Source organism: Pseudomonas sp. NPDC088368 (assembly GCF_044753445.1).
Classification (GTDB): Bacteria; Pseudomonadota; Gammaproteobacteria; order Pseudomonadales; family Pseudomonadaceae; genus Aquipseudomonas; species Aquipseudomonas bambusae.
Genome location: NZ_JBIVNG010000010.1, coordinates 264,905 through 286,164 on the forward strand (window position 1 = coordinate 264,905; position 21,260 = coordinate 286,164).

The following is a 21,260-nucleotide window of genomic DNA, read 5'->3' on the forward strand; positions in this document are numbered from 1 at the left end:
TTCTACAAAGGTCTCGCGGTTGGCTGGGCGCGCAACCACTCCACCATCCCCAGCCCCGCTGCACGCCCGCTGGCAAAACAGGCGGTCAGCAGATAACCGCCGGTGGGCGCTTCCCAGTCAAGCATCTCCCCGGCGCAGAACACGCCGGGCAATGAGTCGAGCATCAAGCGTTCATCCATCGCCTCGAACGTCACGCCGCCCGCCGTGCTGATCGCCTCGTCCAGCGGGCGGGGTTTGATCAGCGTCAGCGGCAGGCATTTCACGGCATTGGCCAATAAGGTCGGATCAGCGAATGCTTCGGCAGGGGCCAATTCCCGCAGCAACGCTGCCTTGACGCCGTCGAGCCCCAACTGGCTGTGCAAGTGTTTGGACATCGAGCGCGAGCCGCGGGGTTTGCTCAGTGCTTTCTGCACGTCGTTCAGGCGCTTGCCTGGCAGCATGTCGATCTCGACGGTAGCGACGCTGCTGCGATTGATCGCCTCGCGAATCTGCGCCGACAACGCATACACCAGACTCCCCTCGACACCCGTCTGCGTCAGCACACACTCGCCCAATCGCAGCGTCTGGCCCTGCAAACCCATGGCGATGTTTTTCAGCGGGGCGCCTGCGAATTTGCTGCGCAGCACTTCGCTCCAGGCGGGCACTTCAAACCCACAGTTTGCGGCTTGAAGGCGGGCGGTCTGCACACCTTGCTGTTCGAGCAGGGGCATCCAGGCGCCGTCCGATCCCAGGCGGGCCCAACTGGCACCGCCCAAGGCGAGCAATGTCGCGGCGGGACGGGTCGCGATCTCGCCCTCTGGACTTTCGATGCGCAGGCGATTGTCCGCATTCCAGCCCAGCCAGCGATGCCGGGTGTGGATCACTACGCCGCCATCGCGCAAACGCTTGAGCCAGGCGCGCAGCAGAGGCGCGGCCTTCATGTCGGTGGGGAATACGCGGCCGGAGCTGCCAACGAATGTTTCGATGCCCAGCCCATGAATCCACTCGCACAAGTCGTCGGCACCGAAGGCCCGCAACAGGGGGGCGATGTTCGGAGCGCGTTCGGCGTAGCGCGACAGAAACGCCGGGTACGCCTCGGAGTGAGTGATGTTCATGCCGCCAACACCGGCCAGCAGAAACTTGCGTCCGACCGAGGGCATGCCGTCGTAGAGATCGACCTTGAAACCGGCCTGGCTCAGCACTTCGGCGGCCATCAACCCGGCCGGGCCACCCCCGATGATGGCGACGGCGTGTGCGGAGGAAGAAGAGGCTGAAATCATGGTCAACGTGCGGATCATCGAAGTGGGTCGCGCATTCTACCCGAGGCCTGTGACGAACGAACGGCCTGTGGAAAACTTTTGAGCAAAAAACGTACAGCGCTCCGTGAGGCTTATGGAATATGGGCTCTGTGGCCTTGCGCTCAGGTTATCCACAGGTGGTTCCACAGCGGATGTGGGTAAATACTGATGGTACGGGTTGTCTCAGATTTCTGTAGGAGCGAATTCATTCGCGAGCGGTGATGCACCCACACATCTTCTTCGGATGTACCGCCGCCTCGCGAATAAATTCGCTCCTACAGCGAATGTGCAGTGGCAGGCGAGCGGGTCATAAGCCTTCCGACACCCAGACCCGCTGCGCGCTGTGATGCAAAATCCCGTGCCGCCGCGCCAGTGCTTCGCGATCCTTGCTGTACCCGCCGCCAATCACACCCATCACCGGAATGTCGCGGCCCAGGCAATGGCGCATCACCGCTTCGTCGCGCCGGGCCACGCCGTTGTCGGTCAGCTTCAGGTAGCCAAGCGCATCGTCCTTGTGCACATCGACCCCTGCGTCATAAAGCACCAGGTCGGGCTGGTAGAGCGGCAGCAGGTAATTGAGCGTGTCATCGACTACTTTCAGGTATTCATCGTCGCCCATGCCCATTGGCAGCGGAATGTCCCAATCGCTCTGGGCTTTGCGCGCGGGGAAGTTTTTCTCGCAGTGCAGGGAAACGGTGATCGCGTCCTCAGTGTGTTCGAGAATCCGGGCCGTACCGTCGCCCTGGTGCACGTCGCAGTCGAAGATCAACACGCGATCGACGCGACCGCTCTGCAGCAGGTATTGGCTGATAATGGCCAGGTCGTTGAAGATGCAAAACCCGGCGGGGTAATCGTAATGCGCATGGTGCGTGCCCCCGGCGAGATGACACGCCAGCCCATGCTGCAGGGCTTTTTCTGCCGTGAGCAGCGAACCGCCGACGGCGCGCACCGTACGTCGGGCCAGGTCTTCGCTCCAGGGCAGGCCCAGACGGCGCTGATCCTCGCGGGAAAGGTCGCCGTCCATGTACCGCCGAATGTAGGACGGGTCATGGGCAAGCGCGAGAATGTCGTCAGGGCAGACCAGCGGGCGGAACAGTTGAGCATCCGTGGTGAGGCCGCTGTCGATAAGGTGGTCGTGCAGCAGACGGAATTTGTCCATCGGGAAGCGATGGTCGGGCGGAAACGCCGGGCTGTAATCTTCGTGGTAGATAAGCGGCAGGGACATAGTGCGTACGCATGGGGTTCGAGGGGGAATCTTGCCAGTTATGCCCGTTGTGGCACAGCGGTTTGGCCGGGACGGGCACGGTTGCACTGGCAGGTTATTCTGGCGAGCCATTTGAGAAGCGGGGCAGGGGAGATGTTCAATGGAGCCGATACTTGAGCTCAACAGCGCACGCTTGTTGATGCGTCAGTGGCGGGACGATGATTTGCCAGCTTTCGCGCAGATGTGCGCCGATCCACAGGTGATGCGTTATTTCCCGCAACCGCTGACGCGCCTGGAAAGCGCCAAGATGATCGGGCGTATTCGCGGCCATTTCGCTGAGTACGGCTTCGGTCTGTGGGCGCTGGAGCGCAAGGACACCGGGCAATTCATCGGCTTCACCGGGCTGAATGTGGTGGGCTTCGACGCCCCGTTCAGCGGTGTTCAACATCCTGCGGTTGAAATTGGCTGGCGACTGGCTCGGGAACATTGGGGTCTTGGTTACGCCAGCGAGGCTGCGTGGACGGTGTTGGGCTGCGGGTTCGAGCACGTCGAACTGGACGAGATCGTGTCGTTCACCGCCGTGAGCAATCTGCCCTCACAAAAGGTCATGCAAGCCATCGGGATGCAGAACGATCCGGATGATGATTTCGGCCACCCCAACCTCCCGGAAGGCCACCCGCTCCGGCCCCACGTGCTGTATCGCATCAATCGCCAACAATGGCTCGCCACGTTGTGATGGACGGGAACCCCGCCGCAAACATCTGTATCATTCTGCCCAACCTCCACGTTCGCCGTCGTTCGGCGTCGGTGGCTGGACCGGTGTGAAATGACTGTGTGTGAGGAACCTCTGAATGAGCCATGTGCTGGATGATCTGGTGTCGCTGTTGAGCCTGGAGCCGATCGAAGAAAACCTCTTCCGTGGGCGCAGCCAGGACCTTGGCTTTCGCCAGCTGTTTGGCGGGCAGGTGTTGGGGCAGTCGCTGTCGGCGGCGAGCAAGACGGTCGAGGATGAACGCCACGTTCACTCGCTGCACGGTTATTTCTTGCGTCCGGGCGATGCCCAATTGCCTGTGGTTTATCAGGTTGATCGCGTGCGCGATGGTGGCAGTTTCAGCACCCGCCGCGTGACGGCCATCCAGAAGGGCCACCCCATCTTCACGTGCAGCGCGTCGTTCCAGTACGACGAAAAAGGTTTCGAGCATCAAAGCCAGATGCCGCAGGTGGTCGGCCCGGAAAATCTGCCGTCGGAACTTGAGTTGGCACGTCAACGCGAGCACCTGATTCCTGCCCACATGAAAAACAAGCTGTTGTGCCCCAAGCCCATCGAGTTTCGCCCTGTCACCGCCCTCGATCCTTACAACCCGCAGCCCACCGAAGCGGTGAAATACGTGTGGTTCCGCGCCGACGGCACGCTGCCTGACATCCCGGCCCTGCACCGCTACATGCTTGCCTATGCGTCGGACTTCAATCTGCTGACCACGTCGCTGCTGCCTCACGGCAAGACGGTCTGGCAGAAAGACATGCAGATCGCCAGTCTCGACCATTCGCTGTGGTTTCATGGCGAACTGCGGGCCGATGAGTGGCTGCTTTACGCGATGGACAGCCCGTGGGCCGGTAATGCGCGCGGGTTTTCCCGTGGCAGCGTCTACAACCGCGCGGGTCAACTCGTGGCCTCGGTGAGTCAGGAAGGTTTGATCCGACACCGCAAGGACTGGGCATGAGTCTGTCGCAGTTGCGCCATTGGGTGTTCGATATGGACGGCACGCTGACCATCGCCGTGCACGACTTTCCGGCGATCAAGCGCGCCTTGGGCATTCCGCTGGAGGACGACATCCTCACCCATCTGGCCGCGTTGCCGGCCGACGAGGGGGCGGCCAAACATGCGTGGCTGCTTGAGCATGAGCGAGAGTTGGCCGTGGCGTCGAAGCCTGCGACCGGTGCCGTCGAGTTGGTGCGTGAGTTGGCAGGGCGTGGCTATCGGCTGGGCATCCTGACGCGCAACGCGCGGGAACTGGCCCACGTCACGCTGGAAGCCATCGGCATCGCCGACTGTTTCGACGTCGAAGATGTGCTGGGGCGGGACGAAGCGCCGCCGAAGCCTGATCCGGGCGGGCTTCTGAAGTTGGCCCAGGCCTGGGACGTCGAGCCTTCGCAGATGGTGATGGTGGGCGACTACCAGTTCGACCTGGCGTGCGGCAAAGCAGCGGGCGCGCACACCGTGCTGGTCAACCTGCCGGAAAACCCCTGGCCGGAACTGACCGATTGGCATGCGGATGATTGCGTGGCGTTACGGGCGATGCTCAGCTAGCGCGAAAGCTGCTTGAAATACACACAACCTGTAGGAGTGAGCTTGCTCGCGATAGCGGGGTATCAGCCACCGTGTGTATGACTGACGCTCCCTGATCGCGAGCAAGCTCACGCCTACAGTGATGCGGTTTTGCCGGGGAGCGGCGATCAATTCCCCTTAAACAACGCTGCCTGCCCTTCCGGCGAGGTGAACATCGCGTCGCCGTTGTGGCCCACACCTTTCACTTCCACCAGCCGTTGGTTCATCCCTTCAGGATGACGCTTGGTCAGGTAATCGAAGAAATTGTGCCCACGCACAAGGCGAAACGGCCCTTGCGCCTCGGCACCGCAATCCTTGTCCAGCGCCGGATGATTCGGGTCGGTGTCCTGATCGCCCAGCAGGTACGTGATGTCACGCTTCACGTACGCCGCTTCCAGCTCCGCCACGGTTTCCTTGCCTGCATAGGCCGGCAGTTTGTTCATGCCGTATTTCCAGGTGTCGAACCCCGGGCAGCTCGCCGTCGTCACCGGCAATGGCCGGGTCGCGTCGAAATAGGCGTAAGACGACGGATTGGCGATCACGTAACGCAGCTTGATGCCTTCCTTCTTCAGCAGCGCGTCTTCCTTGCCGCCGATCATCGCGTAGCGCTGCACCACCTGCGCACCACCCGAGTGACCGGCGATGACGATTTCTTTCAGGTTCGGAAACAGCTTGCTGTCGCTCAGGCGCTTGAGGATATGGTCGATGACCACGAATGAACTGACCGGCTTGGCACCCAGCGACTTGTCGCCCGCCATCCAGTCGTTGGCGTGCCAGCGCAACACCGTTTCCGGCAAGTGGTGCGCGGTGATGTCCTTCTCATCAAGGAACTGCGGCGCGATCAGCAGGGTTTTAGGCCGCTGTTTGGACTGGTTGGCGGCCCGCTCGACGCTGCGCAAGTACGTTTGAGCGTTGCGCAGGCGGCCATGAAAAATGATGACCACCCGTTGAATGTGCGGGTTCGGGCTGGCCCAGCTCTGGCTCAGGCCCAGCGTGGCTTGAGACGTTCCGTTGATCAGCAGCCGGTCGGGGCTGATGGATTTGACCGCCTGATCCGCAGCATGAGCCGTCGCGCTCATCAGGGTGCCCAACAACAGGATCGAAAGCGGTTTCATCATGTGATCAGAGGCTCTTGGCGGCGAAGGTATCGCATTGGTTGATTTGTCCCTGGGCAAAACCTGTCTTGAACCAGCGAACACGCTGGGCAGACGTCCCGTGAGTGAACGAGTCGGGTACTACACGCCCTTGGCTTTGTTGCTGCAAACGGTCGTCGCCGATGGCATTCGCCGCATTCAGCGCCTCTTCAATATCACCCGGTTCGAGCCAGTTCAAACGCTTTTGCGCGTTGTTGGCCCAAACACCGGCGAGGCAATCCGCCTGCAACTCCTGACGCACCAACAGACCGTTGTCACCCTCCATGCGCATGCCACGCTGGCGGGCGGCGTCAACTTTAGCTGAAACCCCCAGCAAGGTCTGCACATGATGGCCAACTTCATGCGCAATCACGTACGCCTGGGCAAAATCTCCTGCGGCTTTGAAGCGCTGGCTCATCTCGCGGAAGAAATCCATGTCCAGATAAACCTTCTGATCGGCCGGGCAATAGAACGGGCCGCTGGCGGATGACGCAAAGCCACACGCAGACTGCACCTGACCCCGGAACAGAATCAGAGTCGGGTTTTTATACTGCCGACCACCCTGCTGGAAGATCTGACCCCATGTGTCTTCGGTGTCACCCAGAATGGCTCGCACGAAATCCGCCTGCTCATCGTTGGCTGGAGGCGCCTGTCGCGTCTGGGGGCTGACGGAGGTGGTCTGTTGGCTGCCCACCTGACCGGCGATCTGCCCGAGAATCTGCATCGGGTCCTGCCCGGTCAGCAGCCCAATGGCGACGATGATCACAATCCCGCCAAGCCCCAGCCCCTTGCCCCCGATGCGCATCCCACCCCCGCCACCGGAGTCGTCGCGTGCATCGACGACGTTGTCACTGCGACGTCCTTTTTTCCAGAGCATGGAGGAATCCTCTTTTAGTCGTGTAGGAAGTGTAGACGCCGGGGGAGGTACGGCGTCTGACTGCTGGGACTAAGAGGGCGAAGCGGGGGGAATGGTTCAGGGGATGCTCGGTGATCGGAGCATTCCCTGACTGGAAAGGGTTATTGCGCGCTTTTTATGAAGTAACACAACACTGCCATGGCGGTCGTATTAGTGAGAAGCCATCCGTGGAGGCACCAGATCCACCATTTCAGACGGTGGGGAATGTTCAGGTGAGCGTCTTTTGTGATGTCGCCGCGGCGGAAAAAAAATCCAGGCATGTACGTCACCATGAACACCATGTTCAGGCGCATATGTCGGCCCACTATTCCCCCTTGCCAAATGCTTCTGATCTCAGAGATACATCGGCAGTCGGACAAACAATCCTCCAGAAAGTCGATATTTCTATAGGTGAACCACATCAGAATGATGAGGTTGAGCCACGTCGAAACGCCTAAGACCAAACCCCAGTGCCCGTAAGACCAAGTCTGCATCATGGCCTCCATTCGTAAATCATCTCACCAACGTTTTCACCATATATTCCCCCTGCCATACCTCCTGCATATCCGCCTATTGCGGCGGCAGCGATACCGCAACCAATTGCCCCAACGCCAGCAGTTGGAACCCCGAAAACGACCAAGCACAGGGGGATTAATACAGCCGATCCGATCGAGCCACCTATCATGCCGCCGCCTACCCCCAAAACCAACTTTGTACCCTCAACATACTTCGCCTTCCTGCACATTTCCTCCCGCCCCATCGAGCACGCTTCCTTGATCTCCAGGTGCGTTGACCACGCATTCAACCCGATCCCGATCGGCGTCCCCATCCTCAGCAACTTCGAAGCCTTGGCAATATGCGCCAGCCGTTGCGAATAGCCACGTATCTCCGGGTTGTGCAGATAACTCTTCGTCGAAACCCCCAGCATTTTCTTGATCGATCCGTTATTGCGCATGCCCGTGCCCCAGTGGGCGATGCCTTTGAGTTGGGTGGCGAGTTTGGTGAAGTGCACGCGGCGTTGGTTGATGAATTCCTGCCGCGCGATGGGGGTGCCGCGTTTGAGCGCGAGTTGATACAGCTGCTCGATGTCTTTCAGCGTCGCTTCGACACCTTTGAGGTGCTTTTCCCAGCTGCCGGTGGCGGCACCGATGCCCAATGATCCGTAGCCCAGCATGTGCTGTAACAGGTCGTAATTCTTGACGATGTCTTTATCCGCTTGGTGCTGGAAGAGCGAGTGGTGAGTCCCATAAGCGAGCCTCATCATTTCCGCCTCTTCAGGCGTCACGCGCGGCGTCGACTCATCGGCGACGACCATGAGCTGCCCTGGCATGACCATCGTGTTGCGGACATGAGCGTTAAGCTGGTCGAATTTTGCTCCACCGCCGACCTGCGCCTTGATGACGGGGTAGTGCTGAACCTGATCGTTGATGAACACATACGGCTTGCCTGCAACTGCCATTTTCCTGTCCCTGAACCTGCATGAAGGCGCGAGGATAGGAAAAGGGCAGAGGGCTTTTCGAGGGGCTGGGGCGGGGTTACAGAGAATTCAGAACGGCCCTACTCAGGGCGTGATTCTTTCCTACAAGACTGGCTCATAAAGTGGGCTGCGCGAGGTGTTTTCCTCGCGCGAGCCACGCGGTTATCGCTGACCGCGCATCATCAACAGCGCCACGATAACGCCAAGGGCGGCGAGGGTCGTGGCGATGATCCCGAGCGAGCCCAGCCCGTAGTGATGGATGCCCAAGCCGCCAAAAATGGCGCCCAGGCCGATGCCTGCGTTGGCTGCCGAGATGTTCATCGACGCTGCCAGCGCTTGCGCCTTGGCGCCGGCCGTCATCACGCGCACCTGACAGATCGGGAACAGCGCGGTGTAGGCCACGCCCCAAATGATCAGCGACGCGACCAGCCACGGGGTGTCCGCCGCCAGCGCCACTGCTGCGAGCATTCCGAACCCCAGCACCAGCAGGAACAGCACCATCGCCCCCAACGGCCGACGGTCCACCATGGCGCCGCCCAAATGGTTGCCGATCATGCCGACGGCGCCGAAGCCCATCAGCCACCAGCCGACATGACTCGACGGAATATTCGCAAGACGTTCGAGGATGTCGGCCAGGTAGGTGTAGGCCGTGAACATCGCCGTAAAGGTCAGGACTGACAGCAGGATGTGCGCGAGGAACCGAGGCTGACGCAAGATGGCGGTCTGTTTCTCGCCTTTGTCCGCGACAGGGGCGCTGGGCAGTGTCGGCATCATCAAGTGCATCAGAATGCCGATGATCAGTGAAAGTCCCGACAGCACCCAGAAGCTGCCACGCCAGCCAATCAGGTCCGCCGCCACGGTGCCCAGCGGGATGCCGAATACCAGCGCCGCCGAGATGCCGAGGTAGACCTTCGACACGGCTTTGCCTGCATTGCCGGGACCGGCCAGTTGCCCGGCGGTTTCGCTGGCCGTGCCCCAGAACACCGGAAGCGCCAACGCCGGGATGAAGCGGGCGATGGCCAGCACCCAAATGTTCGTCGAAACGGCGGCCAAGGTGTTCGACAAGGCGAAGACGATCAGAATCAGCGTGAACAGTTTCTTGCGTTCCACGCGGGCCAGCTTGGCCGTCAACAGTGGGCCGAACAGCATCACCGTGAAGGCGAACAGCGTGACGACCTGACCGGCGACGGTTATCGAAACGTTCAAATCTTGCGCGAGCGCGGGCAGAAGTCCGACGATGACGAACTCGGTGGTTACGATGATGAAGGCCGCGATGGCCATGATCAGGATTTGGAGGCCGGATCGCGAGGACTCGTACGGCAGCGCGTCGGCGTTGGCCGTTGAGGGGGAAGACATGGTGAAACTCCAGAAAAAGGTATGGCGCTAGCCTATTGGAGAATCTAAGGTCTATTCCGGTCATTTTTTCTGAAATGATGTGAAACACGTTCACTAATCGCAGGGTCGCCGATGTTTTCTTCCGAACGCCTCAAGGGGATCGACGTGTTTGTCATCGTCGCCGATCTGGGCAGCTTCACCGCCGCTGCCGAGCGCCTCAACCTCAGCAATTCCGCCGTGAGCAAAAGCATCGGCAGGCTGGAAAACCGGCTGGGGACACGGTTGTTCAATCGCACCACGCGCCGCCTGTCTTTGACTGATGCGGGGCTGACGTTTTATCAGACCTGCACCGCCGTGCTCTCGGACCTCGAAGAAGTCGAGCAGGTGCTGCATTCCGAGCAGGATGAGCCTCAGGGCAAGGTGCGCATCGATTTGCCCGCGGCCTACGGGCGGTTGCACGTCCTGCCGCTGATTCTGGACTTCGTCAAACAGCACCCGCGATTGATGCCGCACATCTCGTTCGCGGACCGCTTCGTCGATCCCGTGCATGAAGAGATCGACATCGTGGTGCGGATTGGCGGGCCAGACGCGTGGGCGTCCAGCGTAGGACATCGCTATTTTGGCAGTCAGCGACTGGTGTTCTGCGCGTCCCCCGAATACTTGGCCCAGTTCGGCATTCCGGCGTTTGAACACGACCTCGAAGCGCATCGGTGCCTGGGCTATTCGATGCATGCGGGCACGATCAGCCCGTGGTATTTCAAGGGGCGGCAATCCGGGGACATGGAGCGCAGAATCATGCACCCCCACGTGGCGGTGGGCGATGGAGAAGGGGTGGTGATGGCGGCGCTGGCGGGATTGGGGATTACGCAGTTGCCCACGTGGCTGGTGCAGCGGCATCTGGATTCAGGGGCGTTGGTGGAAGTCCTGCCAGACCTGGCCACCGAGGGTATGCCCATGAACCTGGTCTGGCGCAGGAATCGGGAAAATCTGCCGAAAGTGCGGGCGCTGCTGGACTATCTGACAGCCCGATTGACGCCGTCGGGCAGCACGCGGTCAGCAACCGTCGATTAACCTTTGACGCTTGATCCGACGTATCGCGGGCAAGCGCTCCTACAGCAAACCGCGCGTCATCACACCCGCGCGGTCTGCTTCTCGGTCACTTCCACAGGCGATGCGTCGGCGAAATGGTTCACCTGCCGCAGCGCTTTGAAACCCACCATCCAGGTGCCTACGACGCCCAAGGTGCACAGCCCGCCGAGGATCGCGGCAGGCACAGCGCCGAACAGTGACGCGCTGCTGCCTGCACGGAATTCGCCCAGTTCGTTGGAGGAACCAATGAATAGCATGTTCACGGCGTTGACCCGCCCACGCATGTCGTCCGGCGTCGAGAACTGCACCAGCGTCGAGCGGATGTAGACGCTCACCATGTCCGCTGCACCGGCGAACATCAGCGCGATCAGTGAGAGCCAGAACAGCGTCGACAGGGCGAACACCAGGTTAGCGACGCCGAACACGGCCACAGCGATGAACATCACCATACCAACGTGGCGGTCGAACGGACGCGCCGCCAGATACAGGCCGGTGGTCACTTCGCCCAGGCTCATCGCACTGCGCAACGCGCCCAGCCCTTGAGGACCGAGGTGCAGCACTTCGTGGGCGTAGATCGGCAGCAACGCCACTACGCCGCCGAGCAGCACGGCGAACAGATCGAGGGAAATGGTGCCGAGAATGATCGGGCGGGAGCGAATGAAAGCGATGCCAGCGGTGAAGCGTTTCCAGGCGGTGGATTCAAGGATCTGCTTTTTACCGGCGTACAGCACCGGCACGCGAATCAGCAACAGCACGCCTGCGATGAAGCTTGCCATGCACACGGTGTAAGTCAGTCCGCCACCCCCTGCCGCGTATAAACCGCCGCCGACCAAAGGCCCGGCGATGGTCGCGATGCGCATGATCATGCTGTTCGTCGCAATCGCCGACGCCAGTTTTTCCCGAGGGACGACTTGCGGCAGCAGGCTTTGCAGCGCCGGACCGGTGAACGCCCGGGCGCAGCCAAACAGGGCGAGGGTCGCGTAGATCAGGCGGGTGTCCTGGTGGTGCGTGACGGAAAACAGCATCAGCATCAGGCTGCACGTGGCCTGCACGGTCCAACTGATGGTCAGGATCAGTTTGCGGTCGTAGCGGTCGATCAGGTCACCGGCTGGCATCAGCAGCAACAGCATCGGAATGAACTGCGCCAGTCCCACATACGCCAGCGAAATCGGGTCGCGGGTCATGTCATAGACTTGCCAGGCCACGACAACGGCCTGAATTTGCATGGCGAAGACGGCGGCAAGGCGGGCGGTCAGGAAGGCGAAAAAGCCGGGCTGTTTAAGGGCACTTCCAGAAACGGCGTCGGAAGGTGAGGCGGACGAATCGGAACTCAAGGCAGGACATCCATCGAAGCGAAAGACGGCCGACTGTTATACACCGCCAAGGAGGTATATGCCGCTTACTGTCAGAAATTTAATGATGGATGGTAGGAAATATGCCAATCCCGAAGGGCACACCGCAGATGATCGTTCCCACGCGGAGCATGGGAACGATCACATTATTTGACTTCGCCGCAGGGCCAACTGGCTCCCACAGGTAATGTGTGGCATGTCAGCTCACCGACGAACCAGCAACACACCCGATTCCATGTGGTGGGTGTACGGAAACTGGTCGAACAGTGCGCAGCGCTCCACCCGGTGGGTGTCGTGCAGTTGGGCGATGTTGGCGGCCAGGGTTTCCGGGTTGCAGGAGATGTACAGAATGCGCTCGAAACGCCGGGTCAGCTCGCACGTGTCCGGGTCCATCCCGGCGCGGGGCGGGTCGACGAACACGCTGCCGAAGTCGTAGCTTTTCAGATCGACACCGGCCAGACGGCGGAACGGACGCACGTCATTCAGCGCCTCGGTCAGCTCTTCCGCCGAGAGACGCACCAGCGACACGTTATACACACCGTTGTCCGCCAGATTGCTCAGTGCCGCATTGACCGACGTCTTGCTGATTTCGGTCGCCAACACTTTGCGCACGCGGGTTGCCAGCGGCAGGGTGAAGTTGCCGTTGCCGCAGTACAGCTCCAGCAGGTCATCGTCCCGGTCGCCCAGCGCGTCGTACGCCCAGCCCAGCATTTTCTGATTCACCGTGCCGTTGGGCTGAGTGAACGCGCCTTCGGGCTGGCGATAGCTGAACGTACGCCCGGCCACTTCCAGTTCCTCGGTCACGTAATCACGACCGATCACCAGACGCTGGCCTTTGGAGCGCCCGATCACGCTGACGTTGAGGTCTGCCGCCAATTGCTCGGCTTCAACCTGCCAGGCCTCATCCAGCGGGCGGTGATAGCACAGGGTAACCATGCCGTCGCCCGCCAGCGTGGTCAGGAAATCCACCTGGAACAGCTTGTGATTGAGCGTCTTGCTGGCTTCCCACCGGTCCCGCAGCACCGGCATCAGCGCGTTGATCTGCCGGCTGGCGATGGGGAATTCGTTGATCAGGATCGGGGTGTATTTGTCGCCCGGCGCAAACATCGCGTAGTGACGCACGCCCTCGTCGCGCCACAGCCGGAACTCGGCGCGCAAGCGGTAATGCTCGCGCGGAGAGTCGAACACCTGCGGCTCGGGTGCATCGAAGGGCTGCAACAGCTCGCGCAGGCGCTGGGCCTTTTCGTCGAGCTGTCGGGTGTAGTTGGCAGGGTCGAACGCAGCACTCATGGATAAAAGCCCAACTTGATCACAAACAGAATCGACAGCACGACCAAGGCCGAATTCAGCTCACGGCCCCGGCCCGACAACAGCTTGATCACGGTCCAGGAAATGAAACCGAAGGCGATGCCGTTGGCGATGGAATAGGTGAAGGGCATCGCCAGCGCGGTCAGCACCACCGGGGCGGCTTCGGTGATGTCGTCCCAGTTGATTTCCGCCAGACCCGAGGTCATCAGCACGGCTACAAACAGCAGCGCAGGCGCGGTGGCGAAGGCCGGAACGCTGCCTGCCAACGGAGCGAAGAACAGCGCCAACAGAAACAGCACCGCGACGACGACGGCGGTCAGACCGGTGCGGCCACCAGCGCTCACGCCCGCTGCCGACTCGATGTAACTGGTGGTGGTCGAGGTGCCCAGCAGTGAACCGGCCATGGCGGCGGTGCTGTCGGCGATCAGGGCGCGGCCCATTTTCGGCATGTGGCCGTCCTTGCCCATCAGACCTGCGCGCTTGGCGACGCCGATCAGGGTGCCCGAATTATCAAAGAGATCAACAAAGAGAAACGAGAAGATCACGCTCACCAGACCGATATTGAGTGCGCCCGGAATGTCCAGTTGCAGGAAAGTCGGGGCCAGCGACGGCGGCATCGACATCACGCCACCGAACGGCGAAAAGCCGAGGACGATGGAGATGACGGTGACCGCGAGGATGCCGATCAGCACCGCGCCGCGCACTTTCAGGGCGTCGAGGGCGACGATCAGGGCAAAACCGAGCGCAGCGAGGATTGGCGCAGGCTTGGCCAGATCGCCCAGGCCGACCATGGTCGCCGGGTTGCTGACCACGATGTCGGCGTTGTGCAGAGCGATCAGCGCCAGAAACAAGCCTATACCGGCGGCAATGGCCGAACGCAGCGGCAGCGGGATGCTGTTGATGATCCACTCGCGGATGCGAAAGATCGACAGCAGGAAAAACATCACGGCCGAGATGAACACCGCACCCAGCGCCACTTGCCAGGTGTGACCCATGTGCAGGACGACGGTGTAGGTAAAGAAGGCGTTCAGGCCCATGCCCGGTGCCAGCGCGATCGGGTAGTTGGCGATCAGGCCCATGACCGTGGAACCAATGGCGGCCGCCAGGCAGGTCGCAACGAAGATGGCGCCCTTGTCCATGCCGGTCGCGCCGAGGATGCTCGGGTTGACGAACAGGATGTAGGCCATGGCGAGGAACGTCGTGACCCCGGCCAGAATTTCGGTACGCACATTGGTGTCATGTGCCTTGAGTTGAAACAGCCGCTCCAGCATGTATGGCTCCCCGGTGGCGCAATGCGCCTTTAATGAATCGACTAGTAACAGCAAAGCACAGCCGTTGAAACGGCTCGTATTAATTCACTGCACAAAATCTGCCAGTCGCAAAAAAGCCGCGCATCATACCAGCAGCTTTGCGGGATGGGGGCGGGAGCCTGTCGGGGGACGGTATTTGTCAGGATTGCCCCTCCATTCGCCGTCGCGTCGAGGCTCAAACCGTCTCGCCGTTGATGATCGTTCACACAGGTGCCCCGACCCTTGCAGGTTTAGCGTCCCAACGCTCACTCATCACATTCCCTGAACGATTGCGAAACACCACACGTCGTAAACCAGAGACGCAGATTCACTGCGCTGATGCGTAACAACCGTGAGGCTTTCCCATGAGTGCGACGAACCCACAGGCCTTCGCAGAGCATTCCATTGCCCTGACGCTCAACGGCCAACCCCGGCAATTGAACGTGCAACCCTGGACCACGTTGCTTGACCTGCTGCGCGAACAGCTCGATCTGGTCGGCACCAAAAAAGGCTGCGACCACGGCCAATGCGGGGCGTGCACCGTGTTGCGCGACGGCAAGCGCATCAACGCCTGCCTGACGCTGGCGATCATGTGCGACGGCGCCGAACTCACCACCATCGAAGGGCTGGCCGAAGGCGACACCCTGCACCCGATGCAGCAGGCGTTCATCAAACATGACGCCTTTCAGTGCGGCTACTGCACGCCGGGCCAGATTTGCTCGGCCGTAGGGCTGGCCAACGAAGGGCGTGCGAACAGCGAAGACGATATCAAAGAGCTGATGAGCGGCAATCTGTGCCGTTGCGGCGCCTACAGCAACATTCGTGCGGCCGTCGTTGAGGTGCTGCCTCAACTCGACGCCGCACCCGGTCAGGGAGGGCGCCAGTCATGACCCCGTTCAGCTACAGCAAGCCAGCCGATGTGGCTCAAGCCATCAACCTCGTGGGACCCGCCAGCCGCTTCATTGCGGGCGGGACCAACCTGCTGGACTTGATGAAAGAAAACATCGCCCACCCCGAACACTTGATCGACATCACTGGACTGCCGCTGAAGGACGTCCGCGAGACGCCCGGCGGCGGATTGATGATCGGCGCACTGGTCAGCAATGCCGACCTGGCCTGGCACCCGTTGATCGAAACCCGTTACCCGCTCCTGTCACAGGCCGTACTCGCAGGCGCGTCGCCCCAGTTGCGCAACATGGCCAGCACCGGCGGTAACCTGTTGCAGCGCACCCGTTGCTACTACTTCTATGATTCGACGGTGCCCTGCAACAAACGCGAGCCGGGTTCTGGCTGTCCTGCGAAACAGGGCCTGAACCGGATTCACGCGATTCTGGGCGCCAGCGATGACTGCGTGGCGACTCATCCATCGGACATGTGCGTGGCACTTGCGGCGCTTGAAGCGGTGGTTCACGTCGAAGGGCGCGCCGGGAAACGCACGATCGAATTCGCGGATTTCCATCGCCTGCCTGCCGACTCCCCCGAACGGGACAACCAACTGGCGGACGATGAACTGATCACCGCCATCGAACTGCCCCCTGCGCAGTTCCAGCAGCACAGCCATTACCTGAAAATCCGCGATCGCGCCTCCTACGCGTTCGCGCTGGTCTCTGTGGCCGCCGCGCTGGAACTCGACGGCGATGTTATTCGCGACGTGCGATTGGCTTTGGGCGGCGTGGCGCACAAACCGTGGCGGGACAAAGCGGTCGAGCGCTCGCTAATCGGCCAGCCGGTCTCACGGGAAAACTTCGTGGCTGCGGCTGACGCCATGCTGCGCGCCGCTCAGCCGCTTGAGCACAACGCCTTCAAGATCAAACTGGCGCGTCGGGCGATCGTCCGTGCGCTCAGCGATGCTGCTGTGGGAGGGAATGCCTGATGAACGCCAAAATGTTTCCACCCGGTCGCGTCTCGCCCGTGGGTCAGCCACTGGACCGAGTCGATGGCGTGCTGAAAGTGACAGGCCAGGCCCGTTACGCGGGTGAGTACCCGGAAAAGGGTCTGCTTCATGGCAGCGTGGTCTCCAGCACCATCGCCCGGGGCCGCGTGATCAACATTGACACGTCGCAGGCGCTGCAAGTGCCGGGCGTCGTAGCCGTCATCGACCACCTCAACCGCCCGCACGTCGCCAGTTACGACAAGGATTACGAAGACGCCGACTCGGCAGAAGGGTCGCCATTTCGGCCTCTTTATAACGATCGCGTGCTGTACAGCGGTCAGCCGTTGGCGCTGGTCGTGGCCGACTCGCTGGAGATTGCGCGCCATGCCGGTTCGCTGATCCGCATCGAGTATGAGACCGAGGCTCACCAGACGAGTCTGCTCACCGCCCAAGGCAGCGCTCATACGGCCCCGGCGGAAACCCCGAAACCGAGGGGTGATTTCGACGCAGGAATGGCCAGCGCGGCGTTCACCATGGACGCCCGTTACAGCACGCCCAACGAGCATCACAACCCGATGGAGCCTCACGCCTCGACCGTGCTCTATCAACCTGACGGCAGCCTGCACATCCACGACAAGACCCAAGGCCCGCAGAATTGCCAGGACTACCTGCACAAGGTGTTCGATCTGGACAAGTCGAAGATCCGGATTTTCGCCGCGTTCGTGGGTGGTGCGTTCGGCTCCGGTTTGCGTCCGCAATACCAACTGCCCTTGGCGGTGATGGCGGCCCTGCAGCTCAAGCGTTCGGTTCGCGTGACCCTGACCCGCCAACAGATGTTCACCTTTGGCTACCGCCCCAACACCTTGCAGCACCTGCGACTCGGCGCGACGAAAGAAGGCCGGCTCGTGGCGGTGGGGCATGACGTGATCGGCCAGACCTCGCGCTTCGAGGACTTCACCGAACACGTGGTCGAGTGGAGCGGCATGCTGTACCAGTGCGAGAACGTGCAACTGACCTACAAACTGGCGCCACTCGACGTATACACCCCGCTGGACATGCGGGCGCCGGGCGCGACTTCGGGCATGGTCGGACTGGAATGCGCGATGGACGAGCTGGCCTGCGCCGCCGGAATCGACCCTGTGCAACTGCGCGTGATTAATTTCGCCGAGCGCAATGGCAACGAGGACAAACCCTATTCCAGCAAGGAACTGATCGCCTGCTATGAGCAAGGCGCAGAGCGCTTCGGCTGGCATCATCGCAATCCCGAACCGCGCAGCATGCGCAACGGCCGGCAGTTGGTGGGTTGGGGTATGGCGGGCGGGGTGTGGGAGGCGATGCAGATGAAAGCCAGCGCCAAGGCGAGCATCGACGCCAACGGCAAGTTGACCGTGAGCAGCGCCACCACCGACATCGGCACCGGGACGTACACCGTCATGGTGCAAATCGCCGCCGAAGCCGCCGGGGTCAAGCATGACGACGTGACCTTCGTGCTCGGCGACTCTTCGTTGCCGACCGCGCCGTTGCAGGGTGGCTCGTTCACCGTGTCATCGGTGGGCACGGCTGTACAGCAGGCATGCCGAGGCGTGCGCACCAAATTGCTGGACGCTGTGCGCATGGCCCATCCGCAATTCGCGGTGGTGGACATGGAAGACATCGCGTTTGGCGACGGCTACCTGATCATCCAGGATCAGCGATTTGCCTACGCCGACATCGTCCGTGAGTCGTCCCACGAGACGCTGGACGTGCAGATCGACGCCGAACCCGACGAGAAGCGCAATGGCTACGCCACCGCGACGCACTCGGCGGTGTTTGTCGAGGTGCTGGTCGATGAAGACTTGGGCAACATCAGAGTGAATCGTGTCGTCAGCGCGGTGGCGGCGGGGAGGGTGGTCAATCCCAAAACGGCGCGCAGCCAGATTCTGGGGGGCGTGGTGTGGGGCATCAGTCAGGCTATGCAAGAAGAGACCCAGACCGATCACACCCTGGGCCGGTTCATGAATCACAGCCTTGCGGAATACCATATCCCCGTGAACGCCGACATTGGCGAGATTGACGTGCTGTTCGTTGAAGAGAACGACGAGATCGTCAACGAGTTGGGGTCCAAGGGCGTCGGGGAAATTGGCATCGTCGGTGTCGCGTCCGCGATTGCCAATGCCATCTATCATGCAACGGGCAAGCGCGTGCGCGAGTTTCCGATCACCTTGGATAAAGTGCTCTGATCATCCGCAAACCCTGTAGGGGCTCGCTCCTACAGGCACTCGTTATGCTGCTGTCAACCTGCCATCTTTCTCAATGTCGCCACAGTGCAAGCATAGGTCGCGCTGGTGCGTTTCGTGGACAGGGCGGCTGCGTAATTTGCATCAACGCGGCAGCAACGCATTGTCGTGGGTCTTCAAGGTTTAGAAACAAACTGCCAAAAAGAGCTGATTAAAAATAACGAGCCGACCCGAGGAGCACGCATGAAGAAGTTTATTCGTCAGATCAGTTGTGGTGTGTTGATGCTGAGCAGCACGGCCCTGATGGCGGCCGAGCCAGCCAAGTGTCAGAACGTGCGGATGGGCGTGGTCAACTGGACTGACGTGATCGCGACCAGCGCCGTGGCTGAGGTGTTGCTGCAAAACCTGGGTTATGACGTGAAGCAAACCAGTGCGGCGCAACAGATCGTTTTCGGCGGTTTGCGTGATGACCGTCTCGACGTGTTCCTGGGTTACTGGAAACCGGCGATGGACAAAAACATCGCGCCGTTCGTGGCCGCCAATCAAGTCAAAGTTTTCGACACCCCGAGCATGAACGATGCGCAGGCAACCTTGGCCGTGCCGCAATACGTGGCGGATGGCGGACTGAAAACCTTCGCTGACATCGCCAAGTTCAAAGACAAGCTGGGCGGCAAGATCTACGGCATCGAACCGGGCACCGGGGCGAACGCCAACATCAAGGGCATGATCGAGAAGAACCAGTTCGGCCTGGGCGGCTTCCAGTTGGTGGAGTCGGGCGAGGCGGGCATGCTGGCGGCCGTGCAGCGTGCGACCAAGCGTAATGAGTGGGTCGTTTTTGTCGGCTGGACCCCGCACCCGATGAACATCAACATGAAGATCGCGTACCTCACGGGCAGTGAAGACGTATTCGGCCCGAACGAAGGTGCAGCGACCGTTTCGGTGGTGACCGCCCCGGATTACGCGGCGCGTTGCCCGAACGTCAACAAGCTGATGAACAATCTGAAATTCACCGCAGCGCAAGAAAGTCAGATGATGGTGCCGATCATGGACCGCAAGGCCCCGAACGACGTCGCCAAGGCCTGGCTCAAGGATCACCCGGAAGACACCAAGCGCTGGCTGGATGGCGTGACCACGTTTGACGGCAAAGACGCAGCGGCGGCTGTGCAGGTGGCTGTCAACAAGTAAGCGCAGTGAGTCGGCGCTGTTGATGTCACCCTGTAGGAGCGAATTCATTCGCGATGAGGCCGTCCATCCCATGAAAATGCGTTGGATGTACTGGCCAGTCGCGAATGAATTCGCTCCTACAGGTTTTGTGTTCATACCGACCCTGTCCCCCCGGCGTCAGACGGGCTGGAGCCGCAGATGCCTACGGAATATCCCCTCTCGCCAGAAATGGCCCTCTTCATCGATAAGACTCTGAGTTTCAGCGTCGACTCGCTGGAAATTTCCGCTCAACGCCGTTCGTACTCGCGCATGTGCGAGGCCTTCACACCCACCCGTCCGGCCGACCTTGAGGTCAAGGATTTCCAGCTGGCCGGGGTGGACGTGCGCTGTTACCGGCCCCATCGCGTTTCTGTCGAACATCCAGCCCCATGCGTCATGTACCTGCACGGCGGGGGCTGGGTGGTCGGCGACCTGGATTCCCATGATTTCCTGACGGCGGCCTTGGCGGTTGACCTTAACGCGGTGGTCATTGCAGTGGATTATCGGCTGGCGCCCGAGCACCCTTTTCCCGCCGGTTTCGAGGATTGCCTGGAGGTCTGGCACGCTTTGCAGATTCAGGCGCAACGGCTGGACATCGATCCTCAGCGCATCGCCATTGCCGGAGACAGCGCTGGGGGAAATCTCGCCGCGTCCGTGTGCCTGGCCCTGCGCGATTCGGGACAGCGGCAGCCCATAGGGCAAACCCTGATTTACCCCGGACTGGGCGGGGCCGACGACCTCCCATCGCGCACGGAATGTTTCGATGCGCCGTTGCTCAGTACGGTGGATCTGGGGTTTTACCGGCAGTTGTACCTGAGCGAGGGCGAGCGCTCGGCCTATGCAATGCCCCTCAATGCGACGGACTTCCGTGGCCTGGCGCCAGCGTTCATTGCCGTCGCCCAGTTCGACCCCTTGCGCGACGACGGCGTGTGTTACGAACGGGCCTTGCGCGAAGCAGGCGTTGCCACCGAGTTCGACCCGGGACTGGGGCTCGTGCACGGCAGCCTGCGGGGCAAGGGTCAGGTGCCGGAAGTGGATGCGCTGTATCGACGGCTGGTCAGCGCGCTGTTGGGGTTTTTGCGTCGTTCGTTGTAAAACTCTGCGCTCCTGCGCCTTCGGCAGAACCGGACATGTGGCGCGATCAGGCTCTTGATTCTGGCCGGAGGCCGTGGGAGTTGGCTTGCCTGCGATCGGCTGCGCAGCAGTCGTGAAACCTGCCTATCGGGTGCTTACAGGAAAACCGCATCCACAGGATTTGCTGCCGCTTCGCGACAGATCGCGAG

The 21,260-nt window shown here is 61.1% G+C and carries 19 protein-coding genes; 10 read left to right on the forward strand and 9 right to left on the reverse strand.

Going from position 1 to position 21,260, the window contains the following annotated elements; translation table 11 throughout:
• Positions 1–2: 2 nt before the first annotated feature.
• A complete protein-coding gene (locus tag ACIQAL_RS22930) occupies positions 3–1,277 on the reverse strand; it encodes a TIGR03862 family flavoprotein (RefSeq protein ID WP_401149738.1) in 1,275 nt (424 codons plus the stop codon).
• A 307-nt stretch (positions 1,278–1,584) separates the two neighbouring features.
• Positions 1,585–2,502 (reverse strand): histone deacetylase, encoded by a 918-nt coding sequence (locus tag ACIQAL_RS22935; RefSeq protein ID WP_401149740.1) that lies wholly within the window; start codon positions 2,500–2,502, stop codon positions 1,585–1,587.
• A gap of 139 nt (positions 2,503–2,641) precedes the next feature.
• Between ACIQAL_RS22935 and ACIQAL_RS22940 the strand changes: the two genes are divergently transcribed.
• From ACIQAL_RS22940 to ACIQAL_RS22950, 3 genes are all read left to right on the forward strand, one after another.
• Positions 2,642–3,217, forward strand: coding sequence for a GNAT family N-acetyltransferase (locus ACIQAL_RS22940; RefSeq protein ID WP_401149741.1), 576 nt, complete (start codon positions 2,642–2,644; stop codon positions 3,215–3,217).
• Between the two features lie 115 nt (positions 3,218–3,332).
• Positions 3,333–4,202, forward strand: a complete 870-nt coding sequence (gene tesB, locus ACIQAL_RS22945; RefSeq protein WP_401149743.1) for an acyl-CoA thioesterase II — start codon at positions 3,333–3,335, stop codon at positions 4,200–4,202.
• Positions 4,199–4,789 carry an HAD family hydrolase gene (locus ACIQAL_RS22950; RefSeq protein WP_401149744.1) on the forward strand — a complete coding sequence of 197 codons (591 nt, stop codon included), beginning with the start codon at positions 4,199–4,201 and terminating at the stop codon, positions 4,787–4,789. Before tesB ends, ACIQAL_RS22950 begins: the two co-directional genes overlap by 4 nt.
• 146 nt (positions 4,790–4,935) lie before the next feature.
• Here ACIQAL_RS22950 and ACIQAL_RS22955 read toward each other — a convergent pair whose 3' ends face one another.
• A complete protein-coding gene (locus ACIQAL_RS22955; RefSeq protein WP_401149745.1) occupies positions 4,936–5,925 on the reverse strand; it encodes an alpha/beta hydrolase in 990 nt (329 codons plus the stop codon).
• A 4-nt stretch (positions 5,926–5,929) separates the two neighbouring features.
• Entirely contained in the window at positions 5,930–6,817 is an 888-nt protein-coding gene (locus ACIQAL_RS22960) for a neutral zinc metallopeptidase (protein WP_341959908.1), read from the reverse strand.
• A 110-nt stretch (positions 6,818–6,927) separates the two neighbouring features.
• Between ACIQAL_RS22960 and ACIQAL_RS22965 the strand changes: the two genes are divergently transcribed.
• Positions 6,928–7,293 (forward strand): hypothetical protein, encoded by a 366-nt coding sequence (locus ACIQAL_RS22965; protein ID WP_401149746.1) that lies wholly within the window; start codon positions 6,928–6,930, stop codon positions 7,291–7,293.
• Between the two features lie 35 nt (positions 7,294–7,328).
• Here the strand turns inward: ACIQAL_RS22965 and ACIQAL_RS22970 are convergent, their stop codons facing one another.
• Both ACIQAL_RS22970 and ACIQAL_RS22975 read right to left on the reverse strand, forming a co-directional pair.
• Complete coding sequence (locus tag ACIQAL_RS22970; protein ID WP_401149748.1) at positions 7,329–8,294, reverse strand: hypothetical protein; 966 nt, start codon at positions 8,292–8,294, stop codon at positions 7,329–7,331.
• Between the two features lie 180 nt (positions 8,295–8,474).
• Positions 8,475–9,668, reverse strand: a complete 1,194-nt coding sequence (locus ACIQAL_RS22975; protein ID WP_401149750.1) for an MFS transporter — start codon at positions 9,666–9,668, stop codon at positions 8,475–8,477.
• A 111-nt stretch (positions 9,669–9,779) separates the two neighbouring features.
• Here ACIQAL_RS22975 and ACIQAL_RS22980 point away from each other — a divergent pair, with 111 nt between their 5' ends.
• Positions 9,780–10,718: a LysR family transcriptional regulator gene (locus tag ACIQAL_RS22980; RefSeq protein WP_401149751.1), complete on the forward strand. Its 939-nt coding sequence runs from the start codon at positions 9,780–9,782 to the stop codon at positions 10,716–10,718.
• Between the two features lie 59 nt (positions 10,719–10,777).
• On the opposite strand, the gene ACIQAL_RS22985 is transcribed toward ACIQAL_RS22980, so the two are convergent.
• The 3 genes from ACIQAL_RS22985 to ACIQAL_RS22995 form a co-directional block, all read right to left on the reverse strand.
• Entirely contained in the window at positions 10,778–12,070 is a 1,293-nt protein-coding gene (locus ACIQAL_RS22985; RefSeq protein WP_401149753.1) for an MFS transporter, read from the reverse strand.
• A 222-nt stretch (positions 12,071–12,292) separates the two neighbouring features.
• The gene (gene trmA, locus ACIQAL_RS22990) at positions 12,293–13,378 is read right to left on the reverse strand and encodes a tRNA (uridine(54)-C5)-methyltransferase TrmA (protein ID WP_401149755.1); all 1,086 of its coding nucleotides are present in this window, start codon (positions 13,376–13,378) and stop codon (positions 12,293–12,295) included.
• Positions 13,375–14,667, reverse strand: a complete 1,293-nt coding sequence (locus ACIQAL_RS22995; protein WP_401149756.1) for an NCS2 family permease — start codon at positions 14,665–14,667, stop codon at positions 13,375–13,377. The genes trmA and ACIQAL_RS22995 overlap by 4 nt, the downstream gene beginning before the upstream one ends.
• Positions 14,668–15,050: 383 nt before the next feature.
• Here ACIQAL_RS22995 and ACIQAL_RS23000 point away from each other — a divergent pair, with 383 nt between their 5' ends.
• The 5 genes from ACIQAL_RS23000 (at position 15,051) to ACIQAL_RS23020 (ending at position 21,072) form a co-directional block, all read left to right on the forward strand.
• Positions 15,051–15,575: a (2Fe-2S)-binding protein gene (locus ACIQAL_RS23000; protein WP_166598421.1), complete on the forward strand. Its 525-nt coding sequence runs from the start codon at positions 15,051–15,053 to the stop codon at positions 15,573–15,575.
• Positions 15,572–16,558 carry an FAD binding domain-containing protein gene (locus ACIQAL_RS23005; protein ID WP_401149758.1) on the forward strand — a complete coding sequence of 329 codons (987 nt, stop codon included), beginning with the start codon at positions 15,572–15,574 and terminating at the stop codon, positions 16,556–16,558. Before ACIQAL_RS23000 ends, ACIQAL_RS23005 begins: the two co-directional genes overlap by 4 nt.
• Before the next feature lie 11 nt (positions 16,559–16,569).
• Positions 16,570–18,777 carry a xanthine dehydrogenase family protein molybdopterin-binding subunit gene (locus ACIQAL_RS23010; protein ID WP_401149825.1) on the forward strand — a complete coding sequence of 736 codons (2,208 nt, stop codon included), beginning with the start codon at positions 16,570–16,572 and terminating at the stop codon, positions 18,775–18,777.
• A gap of 240 nt (positions 18,778–19,017) precedes the next feature.
• Entirely contained in the window at positions 19,018–19,959 is a 942-nt protein-coding gene (choX, locus tag ACIQAL_RS23015) for a choline ABC transporter substrate-binding protein (RefSeq protein ID WP_401149760.1), read from the forward strand.
• 177 nt (positions 19,960–20,136) lie between these two features.
• Positions 20,137–21,072, forward strand: coding sequence for an alpha/beta hydrolase (locus ACIQAL_RS23020; protein WP_401149762.1), 936 nt, complete (start codon positions 20,137–20,139; stop codon positions 21,070–21,072).
• Positions 21,073–21,260: the final 188 nt, after the last annotated feature.

Coding starts and splice junctions, on each gene's coding strand:
- ACIQAL_RS22935 (WP_401149740.1), bottom strand. CDS start 2,502: ATGTCCCTGCCGCTTATCTACCACGAAGATTACAGCCCGGCGTTTCCG.
- ACIQAL_RS22980 (WP_401149751.1), top strand. CDS start 9,780: ATGTTTTCTTCCGAACGCCTCAAGGGGATCGACGTGTTTGTCATCGTC.
- ACIQAL_RS22970 (WP_401149748.1), bottom strand. CDS start 8,294: ATGGCAGTTGCAGGCAAGCCGTATGTGTTCATCAACGATCAGGTTCAG.
- ACIQAL_RS22955 (WP_401149745.1), bottom strand. CDS start 5,925: ATGATGAAACCGCTTTCGATCCTGTTGTTGGGCACCCTGATGAGCGCG.
- ACIQAL_RS22995 (WP_401149756.1), bottom strand. CDS start 14,667: ATGCTGGAGCGGCTGTTTCAACTCAAGGCACATGACACCAATGTGCGT.
- ACIQAL_RS23000 (WP_166598421.1), top strand. CDS start 15,051: ATGAGTGCGACGAACCCACAGGCCTTCGCAGAGCATTCCATTGCCCTG.
- ACIQAL_RS22930 (WP_401149738.1), bottom strand. CDS start 1,277: ATGATCCGCACGTTGACCATGATTTCAGCCTCTTCTTCCTCCGCACAC.
- ACIQAL_RS22950 (WP_401149744.1), top strand. CDS start 4,199: ATGAGTCTGTCGCAGTTGCGCCATTGGGTGTTCGATATGGACGGCACG.
- trmA (WP_401149755.1), bottom strand. CDS start 13,378: ATGAGTGCTGCGTTCGACCCTGCCAACTACACCCGACAGCTCGACGAA.
- ACIQAL_RS22940 (WP_401149741.1), top strand. CDS start 2,642: ATGGAGCCGATACTTGAGCTCAACAGCGCACGCTTGTTGATGCGTCAG.
- choX (WP_401149760.1), top strand. CDS start 19,018: ATGAAGAAGTTTATTCGTCAGATCAGTTGTGGTGTGTTGATGCTGAGC.
- ACIQAL_RS22960 (WP_341959908.1), bottom strand. CDS start 6,817: ATGCTCTGGAAAAAAGGACGTCGCAGTGACAACGTCGTCGATGCACGC.
- tesB (WP_401149743.1), top strand. CDS start 3,333: ATGAGCCATGTGCTGGATGATCTGGTGTCGCTGTTGAGCCTGGAGCCG.
- ACIQAL_RS23010 (WP_401149825.1), top strand. CDS start 16,570: ATGTTTCCACCCGGTCGCGTCTCGCCCGTGGGTCAGCCACTGGACCGA.
- ACIQAL_RS23005 (WP_401149758.1), top strand. CDS start 15,572: ATGACCCCGTTCAGCTACAGCAAGCCAGCCGATGTGGCTCAAGCCATC.
- ACIQAL_RS23020 (WP_401149762.1), top strand. CDS start 20,137: ATGCCTACGGAATATCCCCTCTCGCCAGAAATGGCCCTCTTCATCGAT.
- ACIQAL_RS22975 (WP_401149750.1), bottom strand. CDS start 9,668: ATGTCTTCCCCCTCAACGGCCAACGCCGACGCGCTGCCGTACGAGTCC.